Source organism: Pseudomonas sp. HP_01 (assembly GCF_055284355.1).
In genome coordinates this window covers 14,895-37,247 of the sequence record NZ_JBTOPV010000012.1, presented here as the reverse complement: position 1 = coordinate 37,247, position 22,353 = coordinate 14,895, and the positions used below count along the sequence as shown (strand labels likewise).

Sequence of the window (22,353 nt, the reverse complement as noted above, 5' to 3'; positions counted from 1 at the left end):
TTGAAACTTGCCGCTCCCAACTCCGTCGTCAGAGGCTGTAATAATACCCACGGCTGCGCAGGGCAACGATGCGCGGGCGGCCGTCGGCGTGGGGGCCGATCTTTTTGCGCAGGTTGCTGACGTGCATATCGAGGCTTCGGTCGTACAGGGTCAGCTTGCGGCCCAGGGCCAGTTGCGCCAGCTCCTGCTTCTCCAGCGGTTCGCCGGGCTGGCCGAGCAAGGCTTCAAGCAGGCGCGCTTCGGAAACGGTCAGGGTGAATTCCTGCTCGTCAATCGTGACCACACCCCGTGCGGGACTGAAGCACAGGTCGCCCAGCTCGATCTGCGACGACACCGCCGTCGGATGGCTGCGCCGCAGCACCGCGCGCAGACGCGCTGTCAGTTCACGGGGATCGCATGGCTTGGCCAGGTAATCGTCAGCGCCCAGCTCCAGACCCAGGATACGGTCCAGCGGTTCGCCACGAGCGGACAGCATCAGCACGGGAAGGTCGGGGTGATCGGTGCGCAATTGTTTGAGCAGTTCCAGACCGCTGCCGTCGGGCAGCATCACATCCAGCACCACCGCAGCGGGGGCGGACTCGGCGAGCGCCTTGCGCGCACTCTGGCCATCGTGGCAGGCGCGCACGGCAAACCCTTCCTGACTCAACCAACTGCTCAGGAGCTCACACAGCTCCTGGTCATCATCAATAAGTAACAGCTCGCTCATGACTCACTCAATTTAGCCATTGCCGACGACGTCTACGCCAGCCGCTGGCAAAGATACCGCACTGGAGGGCCACCCTTGCTGAGCGCCCCCTGCGACAAACCATTGTTGTTCGATCACACCCGCAAGGGCATGACCGCCCGTGCCTCTTTGAGCCGCAGTCAAAGCCTTTGGTTCTAGCAACTTATCGGCAGGGCAGTGCGAAGGGTGAGCTTTGGAAAGCGGGTTGAAGGCGGTCCGGCTCGGTGTACGGAGCCGGGCGCTCGACTGATGTATCAGGGCAGGACTTGTTTGAATGGTTTGACGACCACGTCAGCGTAGACGCCCGCTGCCACATAGGGATCCGCCTCAGCCCAGGCCTGAGCGTCCTTGAGTGACTCGAATTCGGCGACGATCAGGCTGCCGGTAAACCCTGCGGCGCCCGGGTCGATGCTGTCTACCGCAGGCATCGGGCCGGCGAGGACGATGCGGCCTTCGGCTTTCATTGCGTTCAGGCGCTCAAGGTGCGCAGGGCGCGCGGCCAGGCGTTTTTCCAGCGAGTTGGCGACGTCGGTTGCCACGATTGCGTAGAGCATGTCAGTCCTCTCTTTTTTTGTTTGAAGTCTGGGTAGACGGGTCGACATCATGGATGTGGCGAGCCAGGAAGATGCCCTGGCCGACCAGGAACAGCAGGGTCATGCCCAGGCTGCCGAACACTTTGAAGTCGACCCAGAATTCTTGATAGGTAAACGCCACATAGAGATTGGCTGCGCCGCAGAACAGGAAGAACACGATCCAGGCAATGTTCAGCTTGGTCCAGACCGCCTGCGGCAGGGTCAGCGCGTGACCCATGATGCGTTGAATCAACAGACGGTCGCCGATGAAGTGACTGCCTGCGAAGATCAGCGCGAAGACCCAGTTCACGACCGGAGCTTTCCACTTCAGGAAGGTTTCGCTGTGGAACGCCAGGGTCAGGCTACCGAAGACCAGACAGGCAATCAGCGTCAGCCACTGACTTTTTTCCAGTTTGCCCTGACGGACATAAAGGACGCCGTAAACCACGAGGGAACTGGCGATCAGCATCGCGGTGGCGCTGTAAATCCCGCCTACCATGAAGCTGTGGCCAAGGACATCGACGGCTTGCGGGCTGATTTTGTAAACGATGAAGAACAGGATGAGCGGGATGAAGTCGATGAATTGTTTCACAGTAAGAGCCAGAAGCTGGATGTGACGGCATAATAACAAACATCAATGACTGCGAAAGCGCCCCTATGAACGTCGATCTGCACTGCCACAGCACCGCTTCCGATGGCGCCCTTGCGCCCGCGGTACTTGTCGCACGTGCCCACGAGCACGGCGTGAAAGTCCTCGCGCTGACCGATCACGACACCCTCGAAGGCCTCCCCGAAGCCCGTGCTGCGGCGGTTGCGCTGGGTATGCAGCTGATTGATGGCATCGAATTGTCCTGCACCTGGGGTGGTGCCACCATCCATGTGCTGGGCTATGGGTTCGATGTGGACGCCCCGCAATTGCGTGAGGCGATCGAGCAATTGCACACCGGCCGCTGGTTGCGGGCCGAAGAAATAAGCCGCAAGTTGGCGATGAAAGGTATGCCCGGTGCGCTCGAAGGTGCGCGTGCGGTGCAGCAGGCACTGGGCGACAGCGGAAATGCGCCGGCCCGACCGCACTTTGCCGACTTTCTGGTCAACCAGGGTTTCGTCAAGGACCGCGCCGAGGCGTTCCGCAAATGGCTCGGCGCTGGCAAGCTGGGCGACGTCAAGCAACACTGGCCGACCCTTGAACAAACGGTGGCGACCCTGCGCGCCGCCGGGGCGTGGGTCAGCCTCGCGCACCCGTCGCATTACGATTTCACCCGCAGCAAGCGTCGCAAGCTGGTCGCCGACTTCATCCAGGCCGGCGGTCATGCAATAGAAGTGGTCAACGGCCTGCAGCCTGCCGATCAAGTCGGCAGTCTGGCGATTCTGGCCCGTGAGTTCGGTCTGCTGGTCAGTGCCGGCAGTGATTTTCATGCCCCAGGCGCATGGTCTGAAATCGGCGTTTATCGCCCATTGCCCGAAGACCTGCCGCCCCTTTGGTGTCGGTTCAAACATGACCAGCCTACTGCCGTCTGAACAGGAAATTACCGTGAGTCAATTTTTCCAGGTCCACCCGGAAAACCCGCAAGCGCGCCTGATCAAGCAGGCCGTGGAAATCATCCGGGCGGGCGGTCTGGTGGTTTATCCCACCGATTCGTCCTACGCATTGGGTTGCCAGATGGGCGACAAGACGGCCGTCGAGCGCATCCGTCGCCTGCGTCAACTCGACGACAAGCACAACTTCACGCTCATGTGCAGCGACCTGTCCCAGCTGGGGTTGTTCGCCAAGGTCGACACGGCGGCGTTTCGCGTGCTCAAGGCCCACACGCCGGGGCCGTACACCTTCATACTCGGCGCCACCCGTGACGTGCCGCGTCTGGTCCTGCACCCCAAGCGGCGCACCATCGGTTTGCGCGTGCCGGGTCATCCCATCGCGCAGGCGCTTTTGCAGGAACTGGGCGAGCCGCTGATGAGCGTCAGCCTGATCATGCCGGGCGAGACCATTCCGATGAGTGATCCCTACGAAATGCGGGGGATCCTTGAGCATCAGGTGGACCTGATCATCGACGCAGGCGAGGGCGGCATTTCGGCCTCGACCGTTGTCAACCTGACCGATGGCGAGCCCCAGGTGGTGCGTGTGGGTTGCGGCGATCCGACGCCGTTCGGGGTCGAAGTCGAGTGACCGAGGCGCAAACCCTGGAGGCTCAGACCGACGCTCATATCGACCCGCAGGCCAACGCCCAGCAAGAGCTGCCGTTTGCCATGGTCTACGGTCAGGCCGTCACGCAGATGCCGGTCGACCTGTACATCCCGCCGGATGCGCTGGAAGTGTTCCTCGAAGCCTTCGAAGGCCCGCTGGACCTGCTGCTTTACCTGATTCGCAAACAGAACATCAACATCCTCGACATCCCCGTAGCGGAAATCACCCGCCAGTACATGGGCTATGTCGAGCTGATGAAAACCGTGCGCCTGGAGCTCGCCGCCGAGTATCTGGTGATGGCGGCCATGCTCGCCGAGATCAAATCGCGCATGCTGCTGCCCCGCTCGGAAATGGCCGAGGAAGAAGAGGGTGATCCCCGCGCCGAACTGATCCGTCGCTTGCAGCAGTACGAGCGGTTCAAGGCGGCGGCCGAAAACATCGATCAACTGTCTCGTGTGGGCCGTGATGTCGTCGTTCCAAGGCTTGAGGCGCCCGAAGCCCGGGTGCGCAAGTTGTTGCCGGACGTCGCCCTCGAAGAGCTGCTCATGTCGATGGCCGACGTGCTGCGCCGTGGCGACATGTTCGAAAGTCACCAGGTCAGCCGCGAAGCGCTGTCCACCCGCGAGCGCATGAGTGATGTGCTGGAGCGCTTGAAAGGCGCGGGTTTCGTGCCTTTCGCCGAGCTGTTCACGGCAGAAGAGGGAAGGCTGGGCGTGGTGGTGACGTTCATGGCCGTGCTGGAACTGGTCAAGGAGCAACTGGTGGAGCTCGTGCAAAACGAAGCCTTCGCCGTTATTCATGTGCGGGCGCGAGCCGAATAAAGAGCAAGAGCTGATCAATGAACCTGAATGAACCCCGCGATCTGGCGCCGTTGCTCGAAGCGTTTCTGCTCGCCTCCGGAAAACCACAGTCCCTGGAGCGTCTCTACGAGCTGTTCGAAGAGGGCGAACGGCCCGAACCGCCGGTGTTCAAAAAGGCGCTGACGTTGCTGGGCAAGTCCTGCGACAACCGCGCCTTCGAACTGAAAGAAGTCGCCACCGGCTATCGCTTGCAGATCCGCGAGAAGTTCGCGCCCTGGGTCGGGCGCCTGTGGGAAGAACGGCCCCAGCGTTATTCACGGGCTCTTCTGGAAACCATGGCGCTGATCGCCTATCGCCAGCCGATTACCCGGGGCGAAATCGAAGACGTGCGCGGCGTGGCGGTCAACAGCAACATCGTCAAGACCCTGATGGAACGTGAATGGATCAGGATCGTTGGCTACCGCGACGTGCCCGGCAAGCCCGCGATGTTCGCCACCACCAAAGCCTTTCTTGACCACTTCAACCTGAAGAACCTCGACGAACTGCCGCCACTGGCCGACCTGCGCGAGATGGAAAGCGAGCCAGTGCTGGAATTCGACGACGCGCCGGTGCCCGCGCACTTGCAGGCGTTGGCCGACGCCAGCCTGGAAGTTGATCCCGACGCAGAGCCTGAGGCGCCCCGGGATGAAACCAGTTTCCGCAGCCTGCTGGCCGAGCTGGATACGATGGAGCAGGGCCTGAAAACAGACTTCGACGATTTATTGCTCGATGAGGCCGATAAAGAGTCTGAATTGGAAGAACCGCCGCAGGACGATGAAGATCCGCGGTGACGAACGCTGTGGCAGGACGATGCGCAGCGCCCAATTCCTCATTCAGGCGAACCCATGAGCACCAAGAATCCCTGCATCAGCCTCTGCAAGTTCGACGATGATATTTGCCTGGGCTGTGGTCGCAGCAAGCGCGAGATCAAATCCTGGAAGAAGATGGAGAAGGACGAAAAGCGCTCGGTGCTCGCCGAGTCGGCCTTGCGGTTGATCAAGCTGAAGGGCGCCAGTCGGCGGAAAAAGAAGTCAGCCTGATTTTTTCATCTAGTCTCTGATGCGCAACGCGCGTCAGGCGCGTATGATTCGCGACCTTTTGGCGATCCACACGCGCCAGGGATTTCAGTTTTCTGCCCGTTCCGCCTCAGAATTGTTCTGATTCGGAGCCGCTTTCGTCCAGAGAGCCGGGCCACAGGCCATGCCCACTCGCGCATGCCCTGATTCGACACACCGGGAGGTGCCCAGATGAGTGAACAAGACAAGCAAGACAAAGAGATCGGCCCAGCAGGCGAAAAACTGCAGAAGGTGCTGGCGCGCATTGGCGTCGGTTCCCGTCGCGACGTTGAAGCCTGGATCGGCGAAGGCCGCATCAAGGTTAACGGCGTTCAGGCCACTCTCGGTCAACGCGTCGATCTGCACGACGCCATCACGGTCGACGGTCGCGTGATCCGCCGCGAAGAAGCCGCCGAAACCGTTCGCCGCGTCGTCATGTACAACAAGCCGGACGGTGAAATCTGCACCCGTGACGACCCTGAAGGCCGTCCGACCGTATTTGATCGCCTGCCGCGCCCGAAAGAAGGCCGCTGGATCAACATCGGTCGTCTGGACATCAACACCACTGGCTTGCTGATGTTCACCACCGACGGTGAACTGGCCAACCGCCTGATGCACCCCTCGTTCGAAATGGACCGCGAGTACGCCGTGCGCGTCCGTGGCGAAGTCGACGACGACATGCTGGCGCGGCTGAAGGCTGGCGTGGTGCTGGAAGACGGCCCGGCGCGTTTCACCGACATTCAGCAGGCGCCGGGTGGCGAAGGTTTCAACCACTGGTACCACTGCGTGGTCATGGAAGGCCGCAACCGTGAAGTTCGCCGGTTGTGGGAATCCCAGGGCCTGGTGGTCAGCCGCCTGAAGCGCGTGCGTTTCGGTCCGGTGTTCCTCAATTCCGACCTGCCGATGGGTCGCTGGCGCGAAATGAGTCAGCAGGAAGTCGACATCCTCAGCGCCGAGGTCGGCCTGACGCCGGTCGCGATGCCGCAGATGAATGCCAAGACCAAGGACAAACTGGAGCGTTTGCAGCGCCAGTCCTCCCGTCCGTTGGGCAAGGGCGAGCGTGTGCGTCAGGTTCGTCCAGCCAAGGATGCGGTGTCCCCGGATCGTCCAGCCCGCGAGCCGCGTCTGGCTGACGGCGAGCGCCCGGCGCGCAAGCCTGCGGAAAGCGGCCGTCCGGCGCGCACTCCGCGCCCGGCCATTGGTGGCCGTGGCGACACTGCCCGTGGCGGCAATCCACGTGGCGACGGCGCCCGTGGCGAAAACGGTCGCGGCACGCCGGTCGCGGAACGTCCAAGCGACATGAACAAGCGTCCGGCCAAGCCGAAGCCTTCGCGTCCCGGCATCGGTCTGGTGGACGACAAGACCCCCTCCGGCAAACGTCGCGGTCCGCCAAGCGGCTCCGGTCAGCGTCCAGGCTTTGGTCGTCGCAAGCCAGAGTAACGTTGTGAAGCGGTGAAAGCGGTCTGCACTACGAAAAACGCCAGTCGAGAGACTGGCGTTTTTTTGTGCGCGATTACGGGTCAGACGACGTAGGCGTTACCGTCAAACACCACGCGCTTGTCCACGGCCAGTGATCCGCCGTTGAAAATCAGGTCCATGTGATGGCTGCCCTTGGCACCGCCGCCCAAGCCCAGATGCAGTCCGCAATGGCGCTCTTCGAAACCTGCGTTGCGCGCGTACAGCTGACTGACACCTTCGTTGGTGCCGATCCCCAGTTCTTCGATGCGCCGGTTCGAGGGATTCGCGTCCAGGTATTTGTTGAAGTCGTGCTCCAGCCCCGGTATGTCAGTGGCAATGCGCGTCACAACGGAATTCTCGATCCACAATTCCAGTGGCGACTCGATGATTCCGTACTTGCGTGCGAAAGGAATGGTACTGAGAAACGTGCCGATGAACCTTACATGGCCGTTGATGGATTCGCTGTGGGTGGCGATCTCACCGGGTGCCAGGTCGTAGTTGCCGACGCCGTTGATGTTGGTCCACTTCTTCAGTTCGCGCAGTGGGGCCTCGAAGTAGGAGCCGTGGGCGTCGCTGAAGCTGAGGGTTTCGCCCTGGTTCATGGTGTCGATGAGTGCAGCATTCAGCTGCGCGATACGCTCGGGCTCAACGCTGAACGTGTCGTAGAAATAGTCGCCGTAATCCTTGAACAGCAAAGACTTCTTCCACTGCGCCGACATCACCTCCTGCAACTGGCGAATGAACGGCGGTCCTTCCGCGCGAGGATTGGGCAGCGTTGAGGAATCGTAGAACAGGACGAAGAGATCGGAATCGGTGATGGCTTCTGTCAGTTCGTTTATAGGGGACGTGTCCAGCGGCAGAGTGCTGAACCGGAAGAAATCCCGCGCCGTCGAGCTTTCGATAATGCCGTCGACGATGCTGCGGTATTCCGGTGTAGGGGCCAGTAGTACTTGGGGAGTGGTCATGCCGGTAACGGCGGGGTGGCGTTGCAGGTAATACAGGAAATGTTCGATGGCGCTGCTGTTATCCATAGTGCGCTCCACTGCGAATGCTTAAAACAAGAGGGCGAACGCGTTAGCCACGCTCGCCCTTCAGCTGTTTTAGAACGGCCACATCGCGGTGCCAAACGGCACAACGGCGTCAGCCTGCATCATTTCCACAGCGGCATCATGAGTCGGTGCTTCAAACCAATCGTCCAATTGCAGTTCTTCTTCCAGAGCCAGTTCAACTGTTTGCATAGGTGAATCTCCTGAGAATGACGTACTTGCCGAATGCAGCGAGGACGAAAGGCCTGAGCCCTGGGTCCTCGTCATGGAAGCACACTGACCTTCGTGGCCAGCAAGCACCTAAAAAACTAGTGCAATAGTCAGACTGTTGCAAAGTAAAAATCGACCGGAAAATGCTGGCATTTCGCCGGACTTATTGAAACTTGCAGCGAAAACAACGTTAGGGAGCTTTCGATTTCGGAGAATTATTTTTGCGACAGAATTGTGTCGGGTCTGGAGGTGGCGACAGCTTCCCGGCTGAAGCCGGTCCTACAGAAGCGTCATGCACATCCTGTGGGACCGGCTTCAGCCGGGAATTCTTTCGCCGCCAAACGACATGTGAGCGGTGTACAATGCGCGCCCGTTTTTTTCTGTGATCCGCCGGCGTATGGACGCCAAGCCCTCGGGGTTACCCACTCCGTTTCCCTCCGCCGCGTCATGAGCGCGTCGGGTTCGATTCCGTCACAGACAAGCGCGCCAAGGTGGTTTGCCAATGAGTGAAAACATGTCCCATTCGGGTGACTTGAAGCGTGGTCTGAAGAACCGTCACATCCAGTTGATCGCCCTCGGTGGCGCGATCGGCACGGGGCTGTTCCTGGGCTCGGCAGGGGTGCTGAAGTCCGCTGGCCCGTCGATGATCCTTGGCTACGCCGTCTGCGGCTTCATCGCCTTCATGATCATGCGCCAGCTGGGCGAAATGATCGTCGAAGAGCCGGTGGCCGGATCGTTCAGCCATTTCGCCCACAACTACTGGGGCGGCTTTGCCGGCTTTCTGTCGGGCTGGAACTGCTGGGTCCTGTACATTCTGGTGGGCATGTCCGAACTGACCGCCGTGGGCAAATACATTCAGTACTGGTGGCCTGAAGTCCCGGCCTGGGCGTCGGCAGCGGTGTTCTTCGTGATGATCAACGTCATCAACCTGGCCAACGTGAAAGTCTTCGGCGAGGCTGAGTTCTGGTTCGCGATCATCAAGGTCGTGGCGATTCTGGGGATGATTGCCCTGGGCAGTTATCTGCTGGTCAGCGGCGAGGGTGGCCCGCAAGCGTCGGTGAGCAACCTGTGGGATCGGGGCGGGTTTTTCCCCCATGGTGTCAGCGGGCTGGTCATGGCGCTGGCGTTCATCATGTTCTCGTTCGGCGGCCTTGAGATGCTCGGTTTCACCGCAGCCGAGGCCGATCAGCCGCGGACCATCATTCCGAAGGCGATCAACCAGGTCATCTACCGGATTCTGATTTTCTACATCGGCTCGCTGGTGGTGCTGCTGTCGCTGACGCCGTGGGATGCCTTGCTGATTGACCTCAACGCGTCCGGCGATGCCTACAGCGGCAGCCCGTTCGTGCATGTGTTCTCGATGCTGGGCAGCACGACGGCGGCTCACATTCTCAATTTCGTTGTGCTGACGGCGGCCTTGTCGGTCTACAACAGCGGCACCTATTGCAACGCGCGCATGCTCTTTGGCATGGCCGAGCAGGGGGATGCGCCGCAGTCACTGGCGCGGGTCGACAGTCGCGGCGTTCCGGTGCGGGCTATTCTGGTGTCGGCGGCGGTGACGCTGATTGCCGTGCTGCTCAACTACCTGATGCCGCAAAACGCCCTTGAGCTGCTGATGTCGCTGGTGGTCGCCACCCTGGTGATCAACTGGGCGATGATCAGCTATTCGCACCTCAAGTTCCGGCAGCACCTGAACCGGGTCGGCCAGGAGCCGCTGTTCAAGGCGCTGTGGTACCCGTACGGCAACTACGTCTGCCTGGCGTTTGTGGTGCTGATTCTGGCGATCATGCTGATGATTCCGGGCATCCGGATTTCGGTGTACGCGATCCCGGTCTGGCTGGCGGCGATGTGGGCGTTTTATGTGATCAAGAACAAGCGCCGGGCCAATAGCGAGTCTATGGCCCAGCGGACGTCGATCATCAAATAAGGCGAGAGCCGCCGGTGACGTCGCGGCGGCTTCGAACCAGGACACAGATTGCCATGCTGATCATCTCCAACAACATCCACCTGCCGGACAGCGACGTCGAGCTCACCGCCATCCGTGCCCAGGGGGCGGGTGGTCAGAACGTCAACAAGGTGTCCAGCGCCATGCACCTGCGCTTCGACATCAACGCCTCGTCGCTGCCGCCGTTCTACAAGGAACGCCTGCTGGCGTTGCGTGACAGCCGCATCACCAGCGACGGTGTGCTGGTCATCAAGGCGCAGCAATACCGGACGCAGGAACAGAACCGTGCGGATGCGCTGGAACGCTTGAGCGAGCTGATCATCAGTGCGGGGAAGGTCGAGAAGAAGCGCCGGCCGACCAAGCCGACCCTCGGCTCGAAGACCCGCCGGCTGGAATCAAAAACCAAGCGCGGGTCGATCAAGGCAGGGCGGGGCAAGGTCGATTTTTGATCATCGTGTGGGGGGGTACTAGCCGTTGCAGACCCACCGCGTTCGCCAGCAAGCCAGCTCCTACGGATTTGCATGCACCCCAAACATGGAATCAGACGCCGACCCACTGTAGGAGCGCGCTTGCCCGCGAATGCGGCGGCTCAAACCACACTACCGTTGCAGACCCACCGCGCTCGCCAGCAAGCCGGCGCCTGCGGATTTGCATTCATCCCAGAAAGGGAATCAGACGCCGACCCATTGTAGGAGCGCGCTTGCCCGCGAATGCGCCGGTTCAAACAACACTGCCGTCGCAGACCCACCGCGCTCGCCAGCAAGCCGGCTCCTACGGATTTGCATTCATCCCAGAAATGGAATTAGACGCCGACCCACTGTAGGAGCGCGCTTGCCCGCGAATGCGTCGGCTCAAACCACACTGCCGTTGCAGACCCACCCCGTTCGCCAGCAAGCCGGCTCCGATTTGCATGCACCCCAAACATGGAATCAGACGCCGACCCACTGTAGGAGCGCGCTTGCCCGCGAATGCGGCGGCTCAAACAACACTGCCGTTGCAGACCCATCGCGTTCGCCAGCAAGCCGGCTCCGATTTGCATGCACACCAAACATGGAATCAGACGCCGACCCACTGTAGGAGCGCGCTTGCCCGCGAATGCGGCGGCTCAAACCACACTGCCGTTGCAGACCCACCGCGTTCGCCAGCAAGCCGGCTCCGATTTGCATGCACCCCAAACATGGAATCAGACGCCGACCCACTGTAGGAGCGCGCTTGCCCGCGAATGCGGCGGCTCAAACCACACTACCGTTGCAGACCCGCCGCATTCGCCAGCAAGCCGGCTCCTACGGATTTGCATCCACCTTGGACTCGGGGTTTGACGCCGACCCACTGTAGGAGCCGGCTTGCTGGCGAACGCGTCAGATCAGGCAACGCAATTTCGCTGCCCCAATCAAGTCGCCAGCAAGCCGGCTCTCGTCAAACATGTCTGCACCGCAGGTGCATCTGCCGACAGATGAGCTGTGGCAGCGATAATCGCGCAGGGATTGTATTAATAACTGCGCGACGGGGGCTCTACCGCAGTCAATGCCGCGTCACAGCGCAGCCGGTTTTTCTCGCATCGCGTTCGCATGCTTGTACAGATACACGCTCAGCCCCAGGCCGCTCAGTGACGCCAGCGCGGCAAACAGGAAGATTGACGCAAAGCCAAAGCCTGCCGCCACGGCGCCGGCCACCGGCCCGGTAATCCCCAGGGACAGGTCAATGAACAGAGAATAAGCCCCCACGGCCGCACCGCGGCTGGCCGGGGGCACCAGATTCACCGCCTCAACGCCCAGCGCCGGGAACACCAGCGAGAAGCCGAATCCAGTCAGCGCCGCCCCGGCCAATGCCAGATTCGGGTTGGGCGCCAGCCACAGCAGCAGCAGCCCCAGCGTCTCCACTGACAGGCAGGCAATCGCCACGCGGAAGCCGCCGATGCGATTGATCAGGTTGCCGAACAGCAGGCGTGCGCCGATGAAACAGGCGCCGAACAGGCTCAGGCACAGCACTGCATTCGGCCAGGTGTGGCTGGCGTAATACAGCGTGATGAACGTCGCGATGGTGCCGAAGCCGATCGAACCCAGCGCCAGTCCGGTGCCGTGGGGCAGTACACGACCGAGCACGTGGAGGAAGGGCAAGCGCTCGCCGTGCACCAGCGGTGCCGGTGTTTTCTTCCAGGCCAGGGAAATCCCCAGCGCCGCCAGCAGCATGATGCTGACGCCCATGCTCCACAGGCCCAACGCATTGACCAGCAACACCCCCACCGGCGCGCCGATGGCCAAGGCGCCATAGCTGGCGATGCCGTTCCATGAAATCACTTTGGCCGTATTGGCAGCGCCGACGCGGCCGATGCCCCAGCCGATCGAGCCCGAGCCAACCAGGCTTTCCGCGCTGCCGAGCACCAGCCGCCCCACGAACAAGCTGATCAGGCTGACCATCGGCCAGGCGTCGAGCCAGTCGGCGAAGAGCATGAACACGCCGCTCAACCCGCAGCCGAACAGGCCGACGATCACCGCTTTCTTCGGGCCTCGGGTGTCGATGAAGCGCCCGGCGAAGGGCCGGCTGAGGAGTGTCGCGAGGTATTGCACGCTGATCACCAGCCCGGCAGCCACGGCGCCGAAGCCAAGGTCGGTGTGCACATAGCCAGGCAATACGGCCAGCGGGATACCGATGTTCAGGTAGCCGATGAAGGTGAAAAGGACAATGGAAACAACCTGCAGCGTGACAGCCATAGGACGTTGAGGGGCAGCGCTCGAAGCGTCTGGCATGGGCATAGATCCACGGTTACGACGGAAAAGAATAGCGAGGGGGCAATCGGGTTGAAGCGTAGACGCTCGAGTCCGGCCGAGGGCACATGATATCGAGGCACGGCACTTCATGGGAGTAGCGGATGGGCGGAGCTGATGTAGGGGGCAAGCAGAGGTGAAGCCTGTCGCAAATGATTCAGCCCTTATGGAAATACACCTTGAAGACGCTCTTCCGTAGGGGCTGAAAATTTAGCGGCTGAAAAATCAGTGGCTAAACAGGCCTTCAGCGCGGGCTTTGGGCTTTGCTGCTGTCGTTGCGTTTACCGCTGGCTTTCATTTCGATCGGCTGACCGAGTTCCTGGCGGGCTGCTGCACTTTGCTGATTCTGGCTTGGGAAGGGGAAGTTCGGGATTTCATGCATATCGTCGCTCCTCACAAGTGTGTTGCGGCTGAATTGAACAGCGCGTCCTAGAACGCTCAGGGAGGATACAGCAGTACAAATGACAATCAGACTTTTAAATGCGGGCCGCTGGTCATGTAGTGGGGATGGGTGCCTACAACATGCGCGCGGCCCTTGAAAAGCGTCGGGCCGGTGAGCGACTCAGTCCTTGCAAACCGCCGCAAACGCCGCTGCCAGTTCATCCAGTCGCATGGCGTCGATTCCCGCGACGTTGGCTCGACCCGCCGCCACCATGTAGACGCTGTGCTCGTTACGCAGACGCGCTACCTGATCGTCGTCCATGCCGGTGTAGGAAAACATGCCGCGCTGCACGCCGATGTGGGCGAAACGTTCACCCAGACCCAGCGGTGTCAGTGCCTCGACCAGCCCGACCCGAAGTTGCGCAATGCGGCTGCGCATCTCTTCCACTTCTTCAGCCCACAGGGCTTTCAGTTCAGGATCGCCCAGGATCTCGGCGACCACGGCGGCACCATGGTCCGGCGGGTTCGACCACAGATTACGAGCGGTCGCGGAAAGCTGACTGCGCACATCCATCAGCTTCTCGGTGGTGTCAGCACAAACCAGCAAGGCGCCGGTGCGCTCGCGGTACAGCCCGAAGTTTTTCGAGCAGGAACTGGTGATGAGCAGCTCAGGCAGTTGGCTGGCAAACAGGCGAACTGCCCAGGCGTCCTGATCGAGACCGTCGCCAAAACCCTGATACGCGAAGTCAATCAGCGGCAGCAGGTTGCGTTGCTTCACGATTTCCAGCACTGCGTGCCAGTCATCACGGGACAGGTCAAACCCGGTCGGGTTGTGGCAGCACGCATGCAGCAGGACAACATCGCCCTCGGGAATGGTCTTCAACGTCTCCAGCATGGCAGGCACGTTGAGCTTGTTGTCGCTGCCCACGTAGGGATAGTGACTGACCTTCAAGCCCGCCGCGGCGTAGATGGTTTCGTGAATTGGCCAGGTCGGATCGCTCAGCCAGATGCCCTTGCCCGGCAGGCAATTGGCGATGAAGTCGGCGCTTAATCGCAGCGCGCCGGTACCGCCGGGTGTCTGGGTGGCGCTGACGCGTTTGCTGGCGATCAGCGGGGAATCGGCGCCCATGACCAGTTCACAGATCAGCGTGCCGAAACGCGGTTCGCCATGGCCACCGATGTAACTCTTGGTGGGCTGCGAGTCGACCAGCCGTTGCTCGGCGATTTTCACTGCGCGGGGAATGGTGGTCAGGCCCTGCGCATCTTTATAGACGCCCACGCCCAGGTCGAACTTGTTCGGATTCGGGTCTTTGGCGTAGGCCTGAATCAGGCCCAGGATGGGATCGTCCGGTACGCGCTGAATCTGTGAGAAATGCATTTTACTTACGGCCCTCGGCGCTTTTGGCCACCTCGTCTGTGCGGGAGGCCATGATGAAATCGTTGCGGTGCAGCCCCTTGATGGAATGGCTCCACCAGGTCACGGTCACTTTGCCCCATTCGGTCAGCAGACCCGGGTGGTGACCTTCGGCCTCGGCAATTTCGCCGACCGCGTTGGTAAACGCCAGCGCAAATTTGAAATTCTTGAACAGAAAGACTTTTTCCAGCTGCATGACGCCGTCACGCACCTCGATGTTCCAGTCCGGGATCTGCTTGAGCAAGTCCGGCAGCTCGGCGTCGCTGACTTGCGGGGCGTCGGCGCGGCAGGCTTCGCACTGGGATTGGTTGAGAGCGGTCATTGGAGATTCCTTGATCGGGTTCGGGCGGCTTATGTATCAGGCCGCTTTTGTTTCAGGCGGCTTTTGTTTTACGCGGCTTTTGTTTTCAAGGGGAACTTGGGCGCGTGCAGGCCCAGTTCACCCGCCGTGCGCGCCATGCCCATGATGTCTTCATGGGCAAGGTCGAACAAACGCTTGAGGTCCGGCAGCACGAAATACAGCGGCTGCAGAATGTCGATGCGATAGGGCGTGCGCATGGCCTCAACCGGGTCGAAGGGCAGATGTTCAGGGGTTGAAGACACACTGTAAACGGTTTCCTTCGGCGAAGAGAGGATGCCGCCGCCGTAGATCTTGCGCCCTTGGGGCGTGTCGACCAGGCCGAATTCGATGGTCATCCAGTACAGCCGTGCAAGGTACACGCGCTGTTCTTTGCTGGCTGCCAGACCAAGCTTGCCGTAGGTGTGGGTAAATTCTGCAAACCAGGGGTTGGTCAGTAACGGGCAGTGTCCGAAAACCTCGTGAAAGATGTCGGGCTCTTGCAGGTAGTCGAGTTCTTCTTCACTGCGAATAAACGTGGCGACCGGAAATCGCTTGCTCGCCAAGAGCTCGAAGAAGGTTTGAAAGGGGATCAGCGCCGGCACGCGCTCGACTTGCCAACCGGTGGTTGCGCCCAGCACGCGGTTGATCTCACCGAGCTGCGGAATACGGTCGTGGGGCAGCGCGAGCTGCTCGATGCCATCCAGATACTCCTGGCACGCACGGCCTTCGACCACTTTGAGCTGGCGGGTGATGAGGGTGTTCCAGATGCTGTGCTCGGCGTCGGTGTAATCAATGAATCCCGTGGCGTCCGGCTCGCGGGCGACATACTGCGTACTCATGGGCCTCTCCTGATGGATTGTTCTTATAGGGAGCGAAGCGATATGGGGATAAATCCGATGGAGCTATTGATAGCGTATTTAGCGTCTCCAGTAGGCAGTGCCAGCGTGAAGTCCGGGCAGCAGCGTATCGCAATTCGTAAAGAAATCGTGACGGTTAAGGCGCTTAACCTCAATACATCCTGCGCATGGCTTCAAAAGGCCCTTGCGCTGTAACGTATTCTTGACGATAAACTCGGGCCACCCCGAAATCGATGCCACGTCCACGAGCCAACCATGCGTATCAAAGTCCATTGTCAGAACCGCGTCGGCATCCTGCGCGACATCCTCGAACTGCTGGTGGCCTACGGCGTCAACGTCTCCGGTGGCGAAGTGGGCGGTGAGCATGGCGACGCCATCTACCTGCGCTGCCCAAACCTGATCAACCTGCAATTCCAGGCGCTGGTGCCGAAATTCGAAACCATCGCCGGGGTGTTCGGCGTCAAGCGTGTGGGATTGATGCCCAGCGAACGTCGGCATATGGAGCTCAATGCCTTGCTTGGCGCCCTTGAATTCCCGGTGCTGTCCATCGACATGGGCGGCTCCATCGTGGCGGCGAACCGCGCTGCGGCGCAGTTGCTGGGCGTGCGGGTCGATGAGGTGCCTGGCATCCCGCTGTCCCGTTACGCCGAGGACTTCGACCTGCCGCAACTGGTGCGGGCCAACCGCTCGCGCATCAACGGCATGCGCGTGAAAGTGAAGGGCGACATTTTTCTCGCGGACATCGCACCCCTGCAATCCGAGCACGAAGACAGCGAAGCCATGGCCGGTGCCGTGCTGACACTGCACCGGGCCGACCGGGTCGGCGAGCACATCTATAACGTGCGCAAGCAAGAGCTGCGCGGTTTCGACAGTATTTTTCAGAGCTCGAAGGTCATGGCGGCGGTGGTTCGGGAGGCCCGGCGCATGGCCCCACTGGATGCGCCGTTGCTGATCGAAGGCGAAACCGGCACTGGCAAGGAGTTGCTGGCGCGGGCCTGTCACCTGGCCAGCCCGCGCGGCCAGTCGCCCATGATGGCGCTCAACTGCGCAGGGTTTTCCGAATCCATGGCCGAGACCGAGCTGTTCGGCTACGGCCCCGGCGCGTTCGAGGGTGCGCGCGCCGAAGGCAAGTTGGGGCTGCTGGAACTGACCTCGGGTGGCACGCTGTTTCTCGATGGCGTCGCGGAAATGAGTACGCGGTTGCAGGCTAAACTGCTGCGCTATTTGCAAGAAGGCTGCTTTCGACGGGTAGGCAGCGACGAAGAGGTGTATCTGGACGTGCGCATCATCTGCGCGACGCAAGTGGACTTGTCCGAACTCTGCGCCCGGGGTGAATTCCGCCAGGACCTCTACCACCGGCTCAACGTGCTATCGCTGCACATTCCACCCCTGCGCGACTGTCTGGACGGTCTCGCGCCGCTGGTCGAGCACTTCCTGGATCAGGCCAGCCGGCAAATCGGCTGTGCGCTTCCTAAAGTCGGTCCCGAGGTGCTGGACCGGCTGCGCCAGTACCATTGGCCTGGCAATGTCCGGCAGTTGGAGAACGTCTTGTTTCAGGCGGTTTCGTTGTGCGAGGGCGGGCGGATCAAGGCTCAGCACATCCGCTTCCCCGAATACGGCGGGCGTCAGCCTTTGGGTGGTTTTTCGCTGGACGGGAGTCTGGAAGACATCGTCGGACGCTTCGAAAAAGCGCTGCTCGAGCGGCTCCATGAGGAGCACCCGAGCAGCCGCTTGCTGGGCAAACGTCTGGGCGTTTCCCACACCACAATCGCCAACAAACTACGTCACTACGGTCTTGGTCTGAAACCCGAGCTACCGTAGGCGCGTATTCATCCGTCAGAAGCGGCGACTCATGAGTCCCCGGCGCGCCCGCTCACGTTTGTCGACCAACCCCGCTGCTGACGCTCGGCCATCAGCTTGGCGGGGTGTAGGGCAGGATGTAGCTGACGGAAAAGTCTGCCTGCGGATAGTCCAGTTTCAGGCGTGGCAGGACGAATCCTCCGCAGGAATTGCAGGTGTCCATCAGCGTGAAGAAATGCATCCTGGTCACGGCTGCTCCCGCCGGCATGTCTTGCGTGAACGCCGTGGCGATCAGGCGTTCGGCGTCGAGGTAGCGATCATGCTCGCGAATCTTGAGTTTTTGTGCGGTGCGCAGGACCGGCAAGCTGGTGAATGACGGATTCGGCGGCTGGCTGCTCATGCGTTCCCGCGCATCGATGAACGTCATGGAGCTGCCTTCACCGGTTTCGGGAACACGCAGCGTCAGTTTCCTGCCCCGCTTGCCCCCCGCCAGCGCGTAATACACGTGGCGCCTACTGTCCGCCGTTTCAGCCAGCAGAAATGCCAGATTGGTCGTGTTCAGGTGTCTGCGGATATTTTCGCCCGTCGTCTCCAAGCCAACGTCGGCAGCGGATACCGGGGTCCAGGCATGTTTGGACGCCGACGCGGGCAACAATGAATTGAGCACGCCTGAAACATGCAGACGCGTCAGTGGGTCAGCTTCGCCGAGGGGTTTGAAGTTGGCGATGCTGCTTTTGGTCAGCGTGACGAAGTTTTCCAGCGCCGTTTCCCGCGTGAGGATGTTGCGGGCATGGTTTTCCATGATGGGACGGTAGGGGCGATAGACGCGTTGCATGTCGACCCCGGGGCTCTCCAGTTCAAACAGCATGCGGGCGATGTTATCCATGTCCTGACCGAGGGTGCGTCGCCCCGAGCCCAGGCGGTAACTCTCGCTGGAGGTCAGGTACGCCTCGATATCCGCGTCCGATGTCATGCGTGCAAACGTCAATTGCGCGGCCTCCGGCAGCTCCCTGGCTTTGTAGAACTGGCCAGTGTCGGCTTCAACGGCCAAGTACTGACCGTCTTCGAGGGTCAGCCGGATTGCACGCAGTTCACGCTGGTCGTTGACCGTTTTGCAGATCGAATCGAGCTGCACCACCGGCAGCTCGTGGTTAATACGTACGCGCCAGTTGTCATCAAGGTCATCAGGCAGCCCGAGGATCCGGTCCCTCATCAATCTGCCCTGAACTGTTGGCCGGTAGTGCAGCGGCAGGGTGATACCCAAGTGAACGGCGGCGTCCGAGGTCAGGGGTGAAAGTGTGTCGTGCCCCGTCATCGGTACAGTCGGTGCGCCTCGTCCCGGTAGCGTTTCGTTGACCCAGGTGCTGACCTTGCCATCGTCCACCAGCAGGTGAGTCCTTTGCGGGGTGGCTTGTCCGCGTATCGGCGTAAACCGCAATACAGGTCTGAACCGTCGGGTCATGAACGCATGGCTCGCCTGCTCACCGAACGTGAGTGGCTCAAGCGCCGTGTCCATTGCCGGGCGCGTGGTCGAGATCAGAACCACAGCGCCGGAACAGCTCCCTTGCATCGGGCTGCGACGGATTACGCAGTGAGAGGACGCTTCATCCAGTCGGCCGAGCCTCGCGGCGGGTGCCTCCAATTCCACTTTTCGCAGCATGCCGGATGGCCCGTCAGCGTCGAAGCGGTAGCTGACGTCGTCGATGATCAGATCAGTCATTGATTGACCCCGGCGCGCCACATGGATGTTTCGGCCTCCGGCCACCGACAGATCATAACCATGCCCGTCTACTTCGTTCAGGTGCACGGCGCCTGGAAACTGGCCCGGCAGCAAGTGCTTCTGGGTGGTGGTAAACACCGGTGTTTCATCCGTCCATGCAGCCGGATGGCGGCTGAGTCGAGGGCCATAGGGTTTTTGATCGCGGGGATTGCACCAGCGGTAGTCCGGGGTTTGATCGACAGAGATGTTTCGTACCAGGACCTGGTCGACGTTATCCACCTTCGCCCACATCAGGGCTGGATCAGGCGTTGCTTCACTGTTGGAGAGGCGCTGGAACATGCCATTGCGCTGGGAGAACTTGCCAGTGACCAGGGTGACACCGGCGGCATGCACCCTGCGCTCGAAACGTGCGCGTTCCACGGCCTGTCCGGGAAACCACTTCGCGTTTTGCTGACGGGGACTGGTCGGCGAAGGCGGACGAGGCGACCAGACACGCTGTTTGTTTCCCAGCTTGATCAGCGGTTTGAGTGTGCGTCCGGCGATGGTCATGACCGTGCCGATCTCTCCGGCTACGTCGACAACGCAGGAGGCGGCGTCGCCACCGGTAGTGACGTCAAAGCACCCGACGATGGGGATCACCGATTTGATCAGCTTCCAGGCATACATCGCATCGGAGGTCGACTCGCGTTGCCGTTTCCAGGTTTCCTGCCGGGTCGTGCCTTTGCAGGCTTCGCGCAATTCCTGGCTGTGGTGCAGGAAGATCTGGTCGACGAAGCCCTGCACCAGGTGGGTCTGGTTATCGGTGCCGGGACGACGGATCAGCGGCACCGCTTTCGACAGGATGGACTTTTCATAGGGCAGGGGGGCGCCGTTGTAGCGCTCATGGTCGGGAGCCATCAACAGGTTCAATGCTTCGGCGGCCAGGTTTGGATCTTCAAGCGGCATCACCCTGCCGGGATCGACGACAGTGCATTCAAACCCGAAGTGCTCTGGGAACAGCTCGTACACCCAGTGCTGCCCTTCATGGACGACATGCACCAGGCCGCCGTGCCCGCCTCGGCAATCCTCCCAATCATCCGCAGGGCTGCTGCCGACCGAGGGCACTCCGCCCACCATCGGGCCAACGTAATGTCGCCATACCACCGCGTAACAGACGATATCGGCGCTTAGCAGACGGTTGCGATGAAGCGTCGGCAATTCGTCCAGAAACAGCGTCATCAAGTGCGTGTACGTCTGTCGTGCCTCAATCAAATAGCGATCAAACGCCTGATGGAACTGCAGCGTGGGGTCTGGAAGCGGTTTCGCCGGAGGGCGTGAAGGCCGATGCGCCGCACCATTGTCCAGGTAAGCCTCCAGCTCGGTGATGTTGGCATAGCCCCTGATCATGGCATCGGGCTCGATGCCCGCTTCTATCAGCAATCGTCGCGCATCATTGAGGCGATCGGGAGGATTGTTGAGTGCCTGTCGCTCACAGGCGGACTCGAAGTATCGGGTCATGCGCGCGATGTCGTCGGCAGAGTAACGGGGTTGTTCGACGATGTGGTTCTCGTACAGATTCCACACGATCATGGCGTCAAGTCGGGTCGTTGCAACGTGAAGCCTTGCTTCCTCAGTCCTGGCCTCAGCCGCGAACTGTGCGGGCAGCGCCTCCCACTGCGCGAACGTCCGTGATCCCGGGGCGGCACGGTCCAGTGTCATGGCGTGGCGAAGATTGGCCCAGCGCAGGTCGGGTTGGTAGCGAAAGTCATCGGGTGCATCGGTCAGCAGCAGTTCCGGGGCAAAGCGCGTCGCCAGCAATTGCATGATGATCTGCGCGTCGGCGTTCCGGCATCCCAGGGTGTTGCGCAGACTGTCGACCAGATTGATGCGAATGTCATACAGCGAACAGTCGGCGTTGTCCTCGGCGAACAGGTGGAAATCAAGCAGGTAACCGATGCGCCTTTGATGGATCGGGTAAATGCAGTCGATCAACGCCTGGATCGCCAGCTGCCGCGCCATCGAATGCGACGCCAGGTGCTTGTCTTCAGGGTTGTACCATTCCAGCGCTTCTACCAGACGGTTCTGCAAGGCGGCAAACGGCGCGCAGTTCAACAGTGCATCGAGCGCAATATCCACAGGGTGGGTCAGGATCGCACCCGGGAAAAATGCCATTCTGTCGTCTCTGCCCGGGATCATATCGGCGCCCGCCGCGATTTCCCGGAGGCTGGCAGGGCGAAATTGACCGCTGCTGATGGTGAGCAGGTCCATGGGCAGCAGTTTCAGGAGCTTGATGCAAAGGGAGTCCCCAGGTTGATCAACCAAGAGGTGACTGACCACTGCGTTCAGGTCTTGATAACCGTGCAGGTCGAGGGGTGGGGGTAAAGGCACTGTCTCGGGCGCCGGGACGCCATGGCCCAGGTCGTCATACAGCAGGAATGCCGCTGCCCACAAAGCGCCGACACGGCGAAGTGTCGGCAACGACCTCCACAATCGATCGGCCAGGGAAAACGTTTTGTAGGCGCAAGCGCTTTGGTGAATCTCGGTCAGCGCGGCATCCAGTGTGCCCGGTCGCTCGTGCTCAATGGCCAGGCGACACACTGTCTGGAAAAACGCCACTCGGGTGTGCGGGTCAATGGCAGTGTTTACATCGCCTTCGTACAGCATGCCGCTGATATAGCGTTCCACGTCGGCGGAGCCGAGCACGCGATGAATCAGAGTGAGGAAATCCCTGTCGCGCAGCGTCTTCTCAACGACCGCATCAGCCGCCAGGTATTCTTTGAATACATCACCCAAAGATACCGCGATGGATTGGGGGCCGGTAATCTCGTTGACCCGGACTATATCTTCAGCCTTGAGACGTTGCAGTCTCGGGTGAATCAATGTGGATGTTTCGTGATAAGGGTGGGAACTCATGTATTGCACTTCCTGATTAACTGTCGAACGTTCTGTTCCCAGTGATAACTGGCAACCGGTGTCAGGAGACGTTCGTTATTTCAAGAGGTGCCGGGTATTACATAGTTATTGAAAGCAACATTTAAAATGCGCAGGCACGATAACGTTCACCGC

Annotated in this window: 20 protein-coding genes and 1 pseudogene; 9 read left to right on the top strand and 12 right to left on the bottom strand. The window is 60.7% G+C overall.

The window, feature by feature from the left end; all coding sequences use genetic code 11:
* Positions 1 to 28 precede the first annotated feature (28 nt).
* From ACYAR8_RS08875 to ACYAR8_RS08860, 4 genes and pseudogenes are all read right to left on the bottom strand, one after another.
* On the bottom strand, positions 29 to 706 hold the full coding sequence (locus ACYAR8_RS08875; RefSeq protein WP_074890298.1) for a response regulator transcription factor: 678 nt from the start codon (positions 704 to 706) through the stop codon (positions 29 to 31).
* Positions 707 to 713: 7 nt separating this feature from the next.
* A pseudogene (locus ACYAR8_RS08870) lies at positions 714 to 817 on the bottom strand (translation initiation factor 2); the annotation flags it as partial.
* 161 nt (positions 818 to 978) lie between these two features.
* A complete protein-coding gene (locus tag ACYAR8_RS08865; protein ID WP_108121460.1) occupies positions 979 to 1,278 on the bottom strand; it encodes a YciI family protein in 300 nt (99 codons plus the stop codon).
* 1 nt (position 1,279) lies between these two features.
* Complete coding sequence (locus ACYAR8_RS08860; RefSeq protein WP_463579674.1) at positions 1,280 to 1,888, bottom strand: septation protein A; 609 nt, start codon at positions 1,886 to 1,888, stop codon at positions 1,280 to 1,282.
* A gap of 65 nt (positions 1,889 to 1,953) precedes the next feature.
* Between ACYAR8_RS08860 and ACYAR8_RS08855 the strand changes: the two genes are divergently transcribed.
* From ACYAR8_RS08855 to rluB, 6 genes are all read left to right on the top strand, one after another.
* Complete coding sequence (locus ACYAR8_RS08855) at positions 1,954 to 2,814, top strand: PHP domain-containing protein (protein WP_108121459.1); 861 nt, start codon at positions 1,954 to 1,956, stop codon at positions 2,812 to 2,814.
* 13 nt (positions 2,815 to 2,827) lie between these two features.
* Entirely contained in the window at positions 2,828 to 3,460 is a 633-nt protein-coding gene (locus tag ACYAR8_RS08850; RefSeq protein ID WP_108121457.1) for an L-threonylcarbamoyladenylate synthase, read from the top strand.
* Between the two features lie 140 nt (positions 3,461 to 3,600).
* Positions 3,601 to 4,299 carry a segregation and condensation protein A gene (locus tag ACYAR8_RS08845; RefSeq protein ID WP_175514173.1) on the top strand — a complete coding sequence of 233 codons (699 nt, stop codon included), beginning with the start codon at positions 3,601 to 3,603 and terminating at the stop codon, positions 4,297 to 4,299.
* A 17-nt stretch (positions 4,300 to 4,316) separates the two neighbouring features.
* The gene (gene scpB / locus ACYAR8_RS08840) at positions 4,317 to 5,108 is read left to right on the top strand and encodes an SMC-Scp complex subunit ScpB (protein WP_108121456.1); all 792 of its coding nucleotides are present in this window, start codon (positions 4,317 to 4,319) and stop codon (positions 5,106 to 5,108) included.
* A gap of 54 nt (positions 5,109 to 5,162) precedes the next feature.
* Positions 5,163 to 5,357, top strand: a complete 195-nt coding sequence (locus tag ACYAR8_RS08835; protein ID WP_065986946.1) for a DUF1289 domain-containing protein — start codon at positions 5,163 to 5,165, stop codon at positions 5,355 to 5,357.
* Positions 5,358 to 5,564: 207 nt separating this feature from the next.
* Positions 5,565 to 6,812, top strand: coding sequence for a 23S rRNA pseudouridine(2605) synthase RluB (rluB, locus tag ACYAR8_RS08830; protein ID WP_463579673.1), 1,248 nt, complete (start codon positions 5,565 to 5,567; stop codon positions 6,810 to 6,812).
* 80 nt (positions 6,813 to 6,892) lie between these two features.
* Here rluB and ACYAR8_RS08825 read toward each other — a convergent pair whose 3' ends face one another.
* Positions 6,893 to 7,861 (bottom strand): M29 family metallopeptidase, encoded by a 969-nt coding sequence (locus tag ACYAR8_RS08825; RefSeq protein WP_074890307.1) that lies wholly within the window; start codon positions 7,859 to 7,861, stop codon positions 6,893 to 6,895.
* Between the two features lie 69 nt (positions 7,862 to 7,930).
* On the bottom strand, positions 7,931 to 8,068 hold the full coding sequence (locus ACYAR8_RS08820; protein ID WP_163022139.1) for a hypothetical protein: 138 nt from the start codon (positions 8,066 to 8,068) through the stop codon (positions 7,931 to 7,933).
* A 520-nt stretch (positions 8,069 to 8,588) separates the two neighbouring features.
* Between ACYAR8_RS08820 and ACYAR8_RS08815 the strand changes: the two genes are divergently transcribed.
* Together ACYAR8_RS08815 and arfB are read left to right on the top strand one after the other, a co-directional pair.
* The gene (locus ACYAR8_RS08815; RefSeq protein WP_463579672.1) at positions 8,589 to 10,013 is read left to right on the top strand and encodes an amino acid permease; all 1,425 of its coding nucleotides are present in this window, start codon (positions 8,589 to 8,591) and stop codon (positions 10,011 to 10,013) included.
* A gap of 53 nt (positions 10,014 to 10,066) precedes the next feature.
* A complete protein-coding gene (gene arfB / locus ACYAR8_RS08810; RefSeq protein WP_065986956.1) occupies positions 10,067 to 10,480 on the top strand; it encodes an alternative ribosome rescue aminoacyl-tRNA hydrolase ArfB in 414 nt (137 codons plus the stop codon).
* Between the two features lie 1,083 nt (positions 10,481 to 11,563).
* Here the strand turns inward: arfB and ACYAR8_RS08805 are convergent.
* The 5 genes from ACYAR8_RS08805 to phhA form a co-directional block, all read right to left on the bottom strand.
* Positions 11,564 to 12,778, bottom strand: coding sequence for an MFS transporter (locus ACYAR8_RS08805; RefSeq protein ID WP_463579671.1), 1,215 nt, complete (start codon positions 12,776 to 12,778; stop codon positions 11,564 to 11,566).
* 262 nt (positions 12,779 to 13,040) lie between these two features.
* Positions 13,041 to 13,178: a hypothetical protein gene (locus ACYAR8_RS08800; protein WP_166650518.1), complete on the bottom strand. Its 138-nt coding sequence runs from the start codon at positions 13,176 to 13,178 to the stop codon at positions 13,041 to 13,043.
* A 180-nt stretch (positions 13,179 to 13,358) separates the two neighbouring features.
* Positions 13,359 to 14,555, bottom strand: a complete 1,197-nt coding sequence (locus ACYAR8_RS08795) for an amino acid aminotransferase (protein WP_463579670.1) — start codon at positions 14,553 to 14,555, stop codon at positions 13,359 to 13,361.
* Between the two features lies 1 nt (position 14,556).
* Positions 14,557 to 14,913: a 4a-hydroxytetrahydrobiopterin dehydratase gene (locus ACYAR8_RS08790; protein WP_074890313.1), complete on the bottom strand. Its 357-nt coding sequence runs from the start codon at positions 14,911 to 14,913 to the stop codon at positions 14,557 to 14,559.
* A 68-nt stretch (positions 14,914 to 14,981) separates the two neighbouring features.
* Positions 14,982 to 15,770: a phenylalanine 4-monooxygenase gene (gene phhA, locus ACYAR8_RS08785; protein ID WP_108121451.1), complete on the bottom strand. Its 789-nt coding sequence runs from the start codon at positions 15,768 to 15,770 to the stop codon at positions 14,982 to 14,984.
* Positions 15,771 to 16,043: 273 nt separating this feature from the next.
* Between phhA and ACYAR8_RS08780 the strand changes: the two genes are divergently transcribed.
* Positions 16,044 to 17,609: a sigma-54-dependent transcriptional regulator gene (locus tag ACYAR8_RS08780; protein WP_463579669.1), complete on the top strand. Its 1,566-nt coding sequence runs from the start codon at positions 16,044 to 16,046 to the stop codon at positions 17,607 to 17,609.
* 91 nt (positions 17,610 to 17,700) lie between these two features.
* Here ACYAR8_RS08780 and ACYAR8_RS08775 read toward each other — a convergent pair whose 3' ends face one another.
* Positions 17,701 to 22,200 (bottom strand): deaminase domain-containing protein, encoded by a 4,500-nt coding sequence (locus ACYAR8_RS08775; RefSeq protein ID WP_463579668.1) that lies wholly within the window; start codon positions 22,198 to 22,200, stop codon positions 17,701 to 17,703.
* Between the last annotated feature and the right edge of the window lie 153 nt (positions 22,201 to 22,353).

Bases quoted from the DNA above. Each gene is read 5' to 3' on its own strand.
- ACYAR8_RS08875 (WP_074890298.1), bottom strand. From the start codon at position 706: ATGAGCGAGCTGTTACTTATTGATGATGACCAGGAGCTGTGTGAGCTC.
- ACYAR8_RS08865 (WP_108121460.1), bottom strand. From the start codon at position 1,278: ATGCTCTACGCAATCGTGGCAACCGACGTCGCCAACTCGCTGGAAAAA.
- ACYAR8_RS08855 (WP_108121459.1), top strand. From the start codon at position 1,954: ATGAACGTCGATCTGCACTGCCACAGCACCGCTTCCGATGGCGCCCTT.
- scpB (WP_108121456.1), top strand. From the start codon at position 4,317: ATGAACCTGAATGAACCCCGCGATCTGGCGCCGTTGCTCGAAGCGTTT.
- ACYAR8_RS08835 (WP_065986946.1), top strand. From the start codon at position 5,163: ATGAGCACCAAGAATCCCTGCATCAGCCTCTGCAAGTTCGACGATGAT.
- rluB (WP_463579673.1), top strand. From the start codon at position 5,565: ATGAGTGAACAAGACAAGCAAGACAAAGAGATCGGCCCAGCAGGCGAA.
- ACYAR8_RS08825 (WP_074890307.1), bottom strand. From the start codon at position 7,861: ATGGATAACAGCAGCGCCATCGAACATTTCCTGTATTACCTGCAACGC.
- ACYAR8_RS08820 (WP_163022139.1), bottom strand. From the start codon at position 8,068: ATGCAAACAGTTGAACTGGCTCTGGAAGAAGAACTGCAATTGGACGAT.
- ACYAR8_RS08815 (WP_463579672.1), top strand. From the start codon at position 8,589: ATGAGTGAAAACATGTCCCATTCGGGTGACTTGAAGCGTGGTCTGAAG.
- arfB (WP_065986956.1), top strand. From the start codon at position 10,067: ATGCTGATCATCTCCAACAACATCCACCTGCCGGACAGCGACGTCGAG.
- ACYAR8_RS08805 (WP_463579671.1), bottom strand. From the start codon at position 12,778: ATGCCAGACGCTTCGAGCGCTGCCCCTCAACGTCCTATGGCTGTCACG.
- ACYAR8_RS08800 (WP_166650518.1), bottom strand. From the start codon at position 13,178: ATGCATGAAATCCCGAACTTCCCCTTCCCAAGCCAGAATCAGCAAAGT.
- ACYAR8_RS08795 (WP_463579670.1), bottom strand. From the start codon at position 14,555: ATGCATTTCTCACAGATTCAGCGCGTACCGGACGATCCCATCCTGGGC.
- ACYAR8_RS08790 (WP_074890313.1), bottom strand. From the start codon at position 14,913: ATGACCGCTCTCAACCAATCCCAGTGCGAAGCCTGCCGCGCCGACGCC.
- phhA (WP_108121451.1), bottom strand. From the start codon at position 15,770: ATGAGTACGCAGTATGTCGCCCGCGAGCCGGACGCCACGGGATTCATT.
- ACYAR8_RS08780 (WP_463579669.1), top strand. From the start codon at position 16,044: ATGCGTATCAAAGTCCATTGTCAGAACCGCGTCGGCATCCTGCGCGAC.
- ACYAR8_RS08775 (WP_463579668.1), bottom strand. From the start codon at position 22,200: ATGAGTTCCCACCCTTATCACGAAACATCCACATTGATTCACCCGAGA.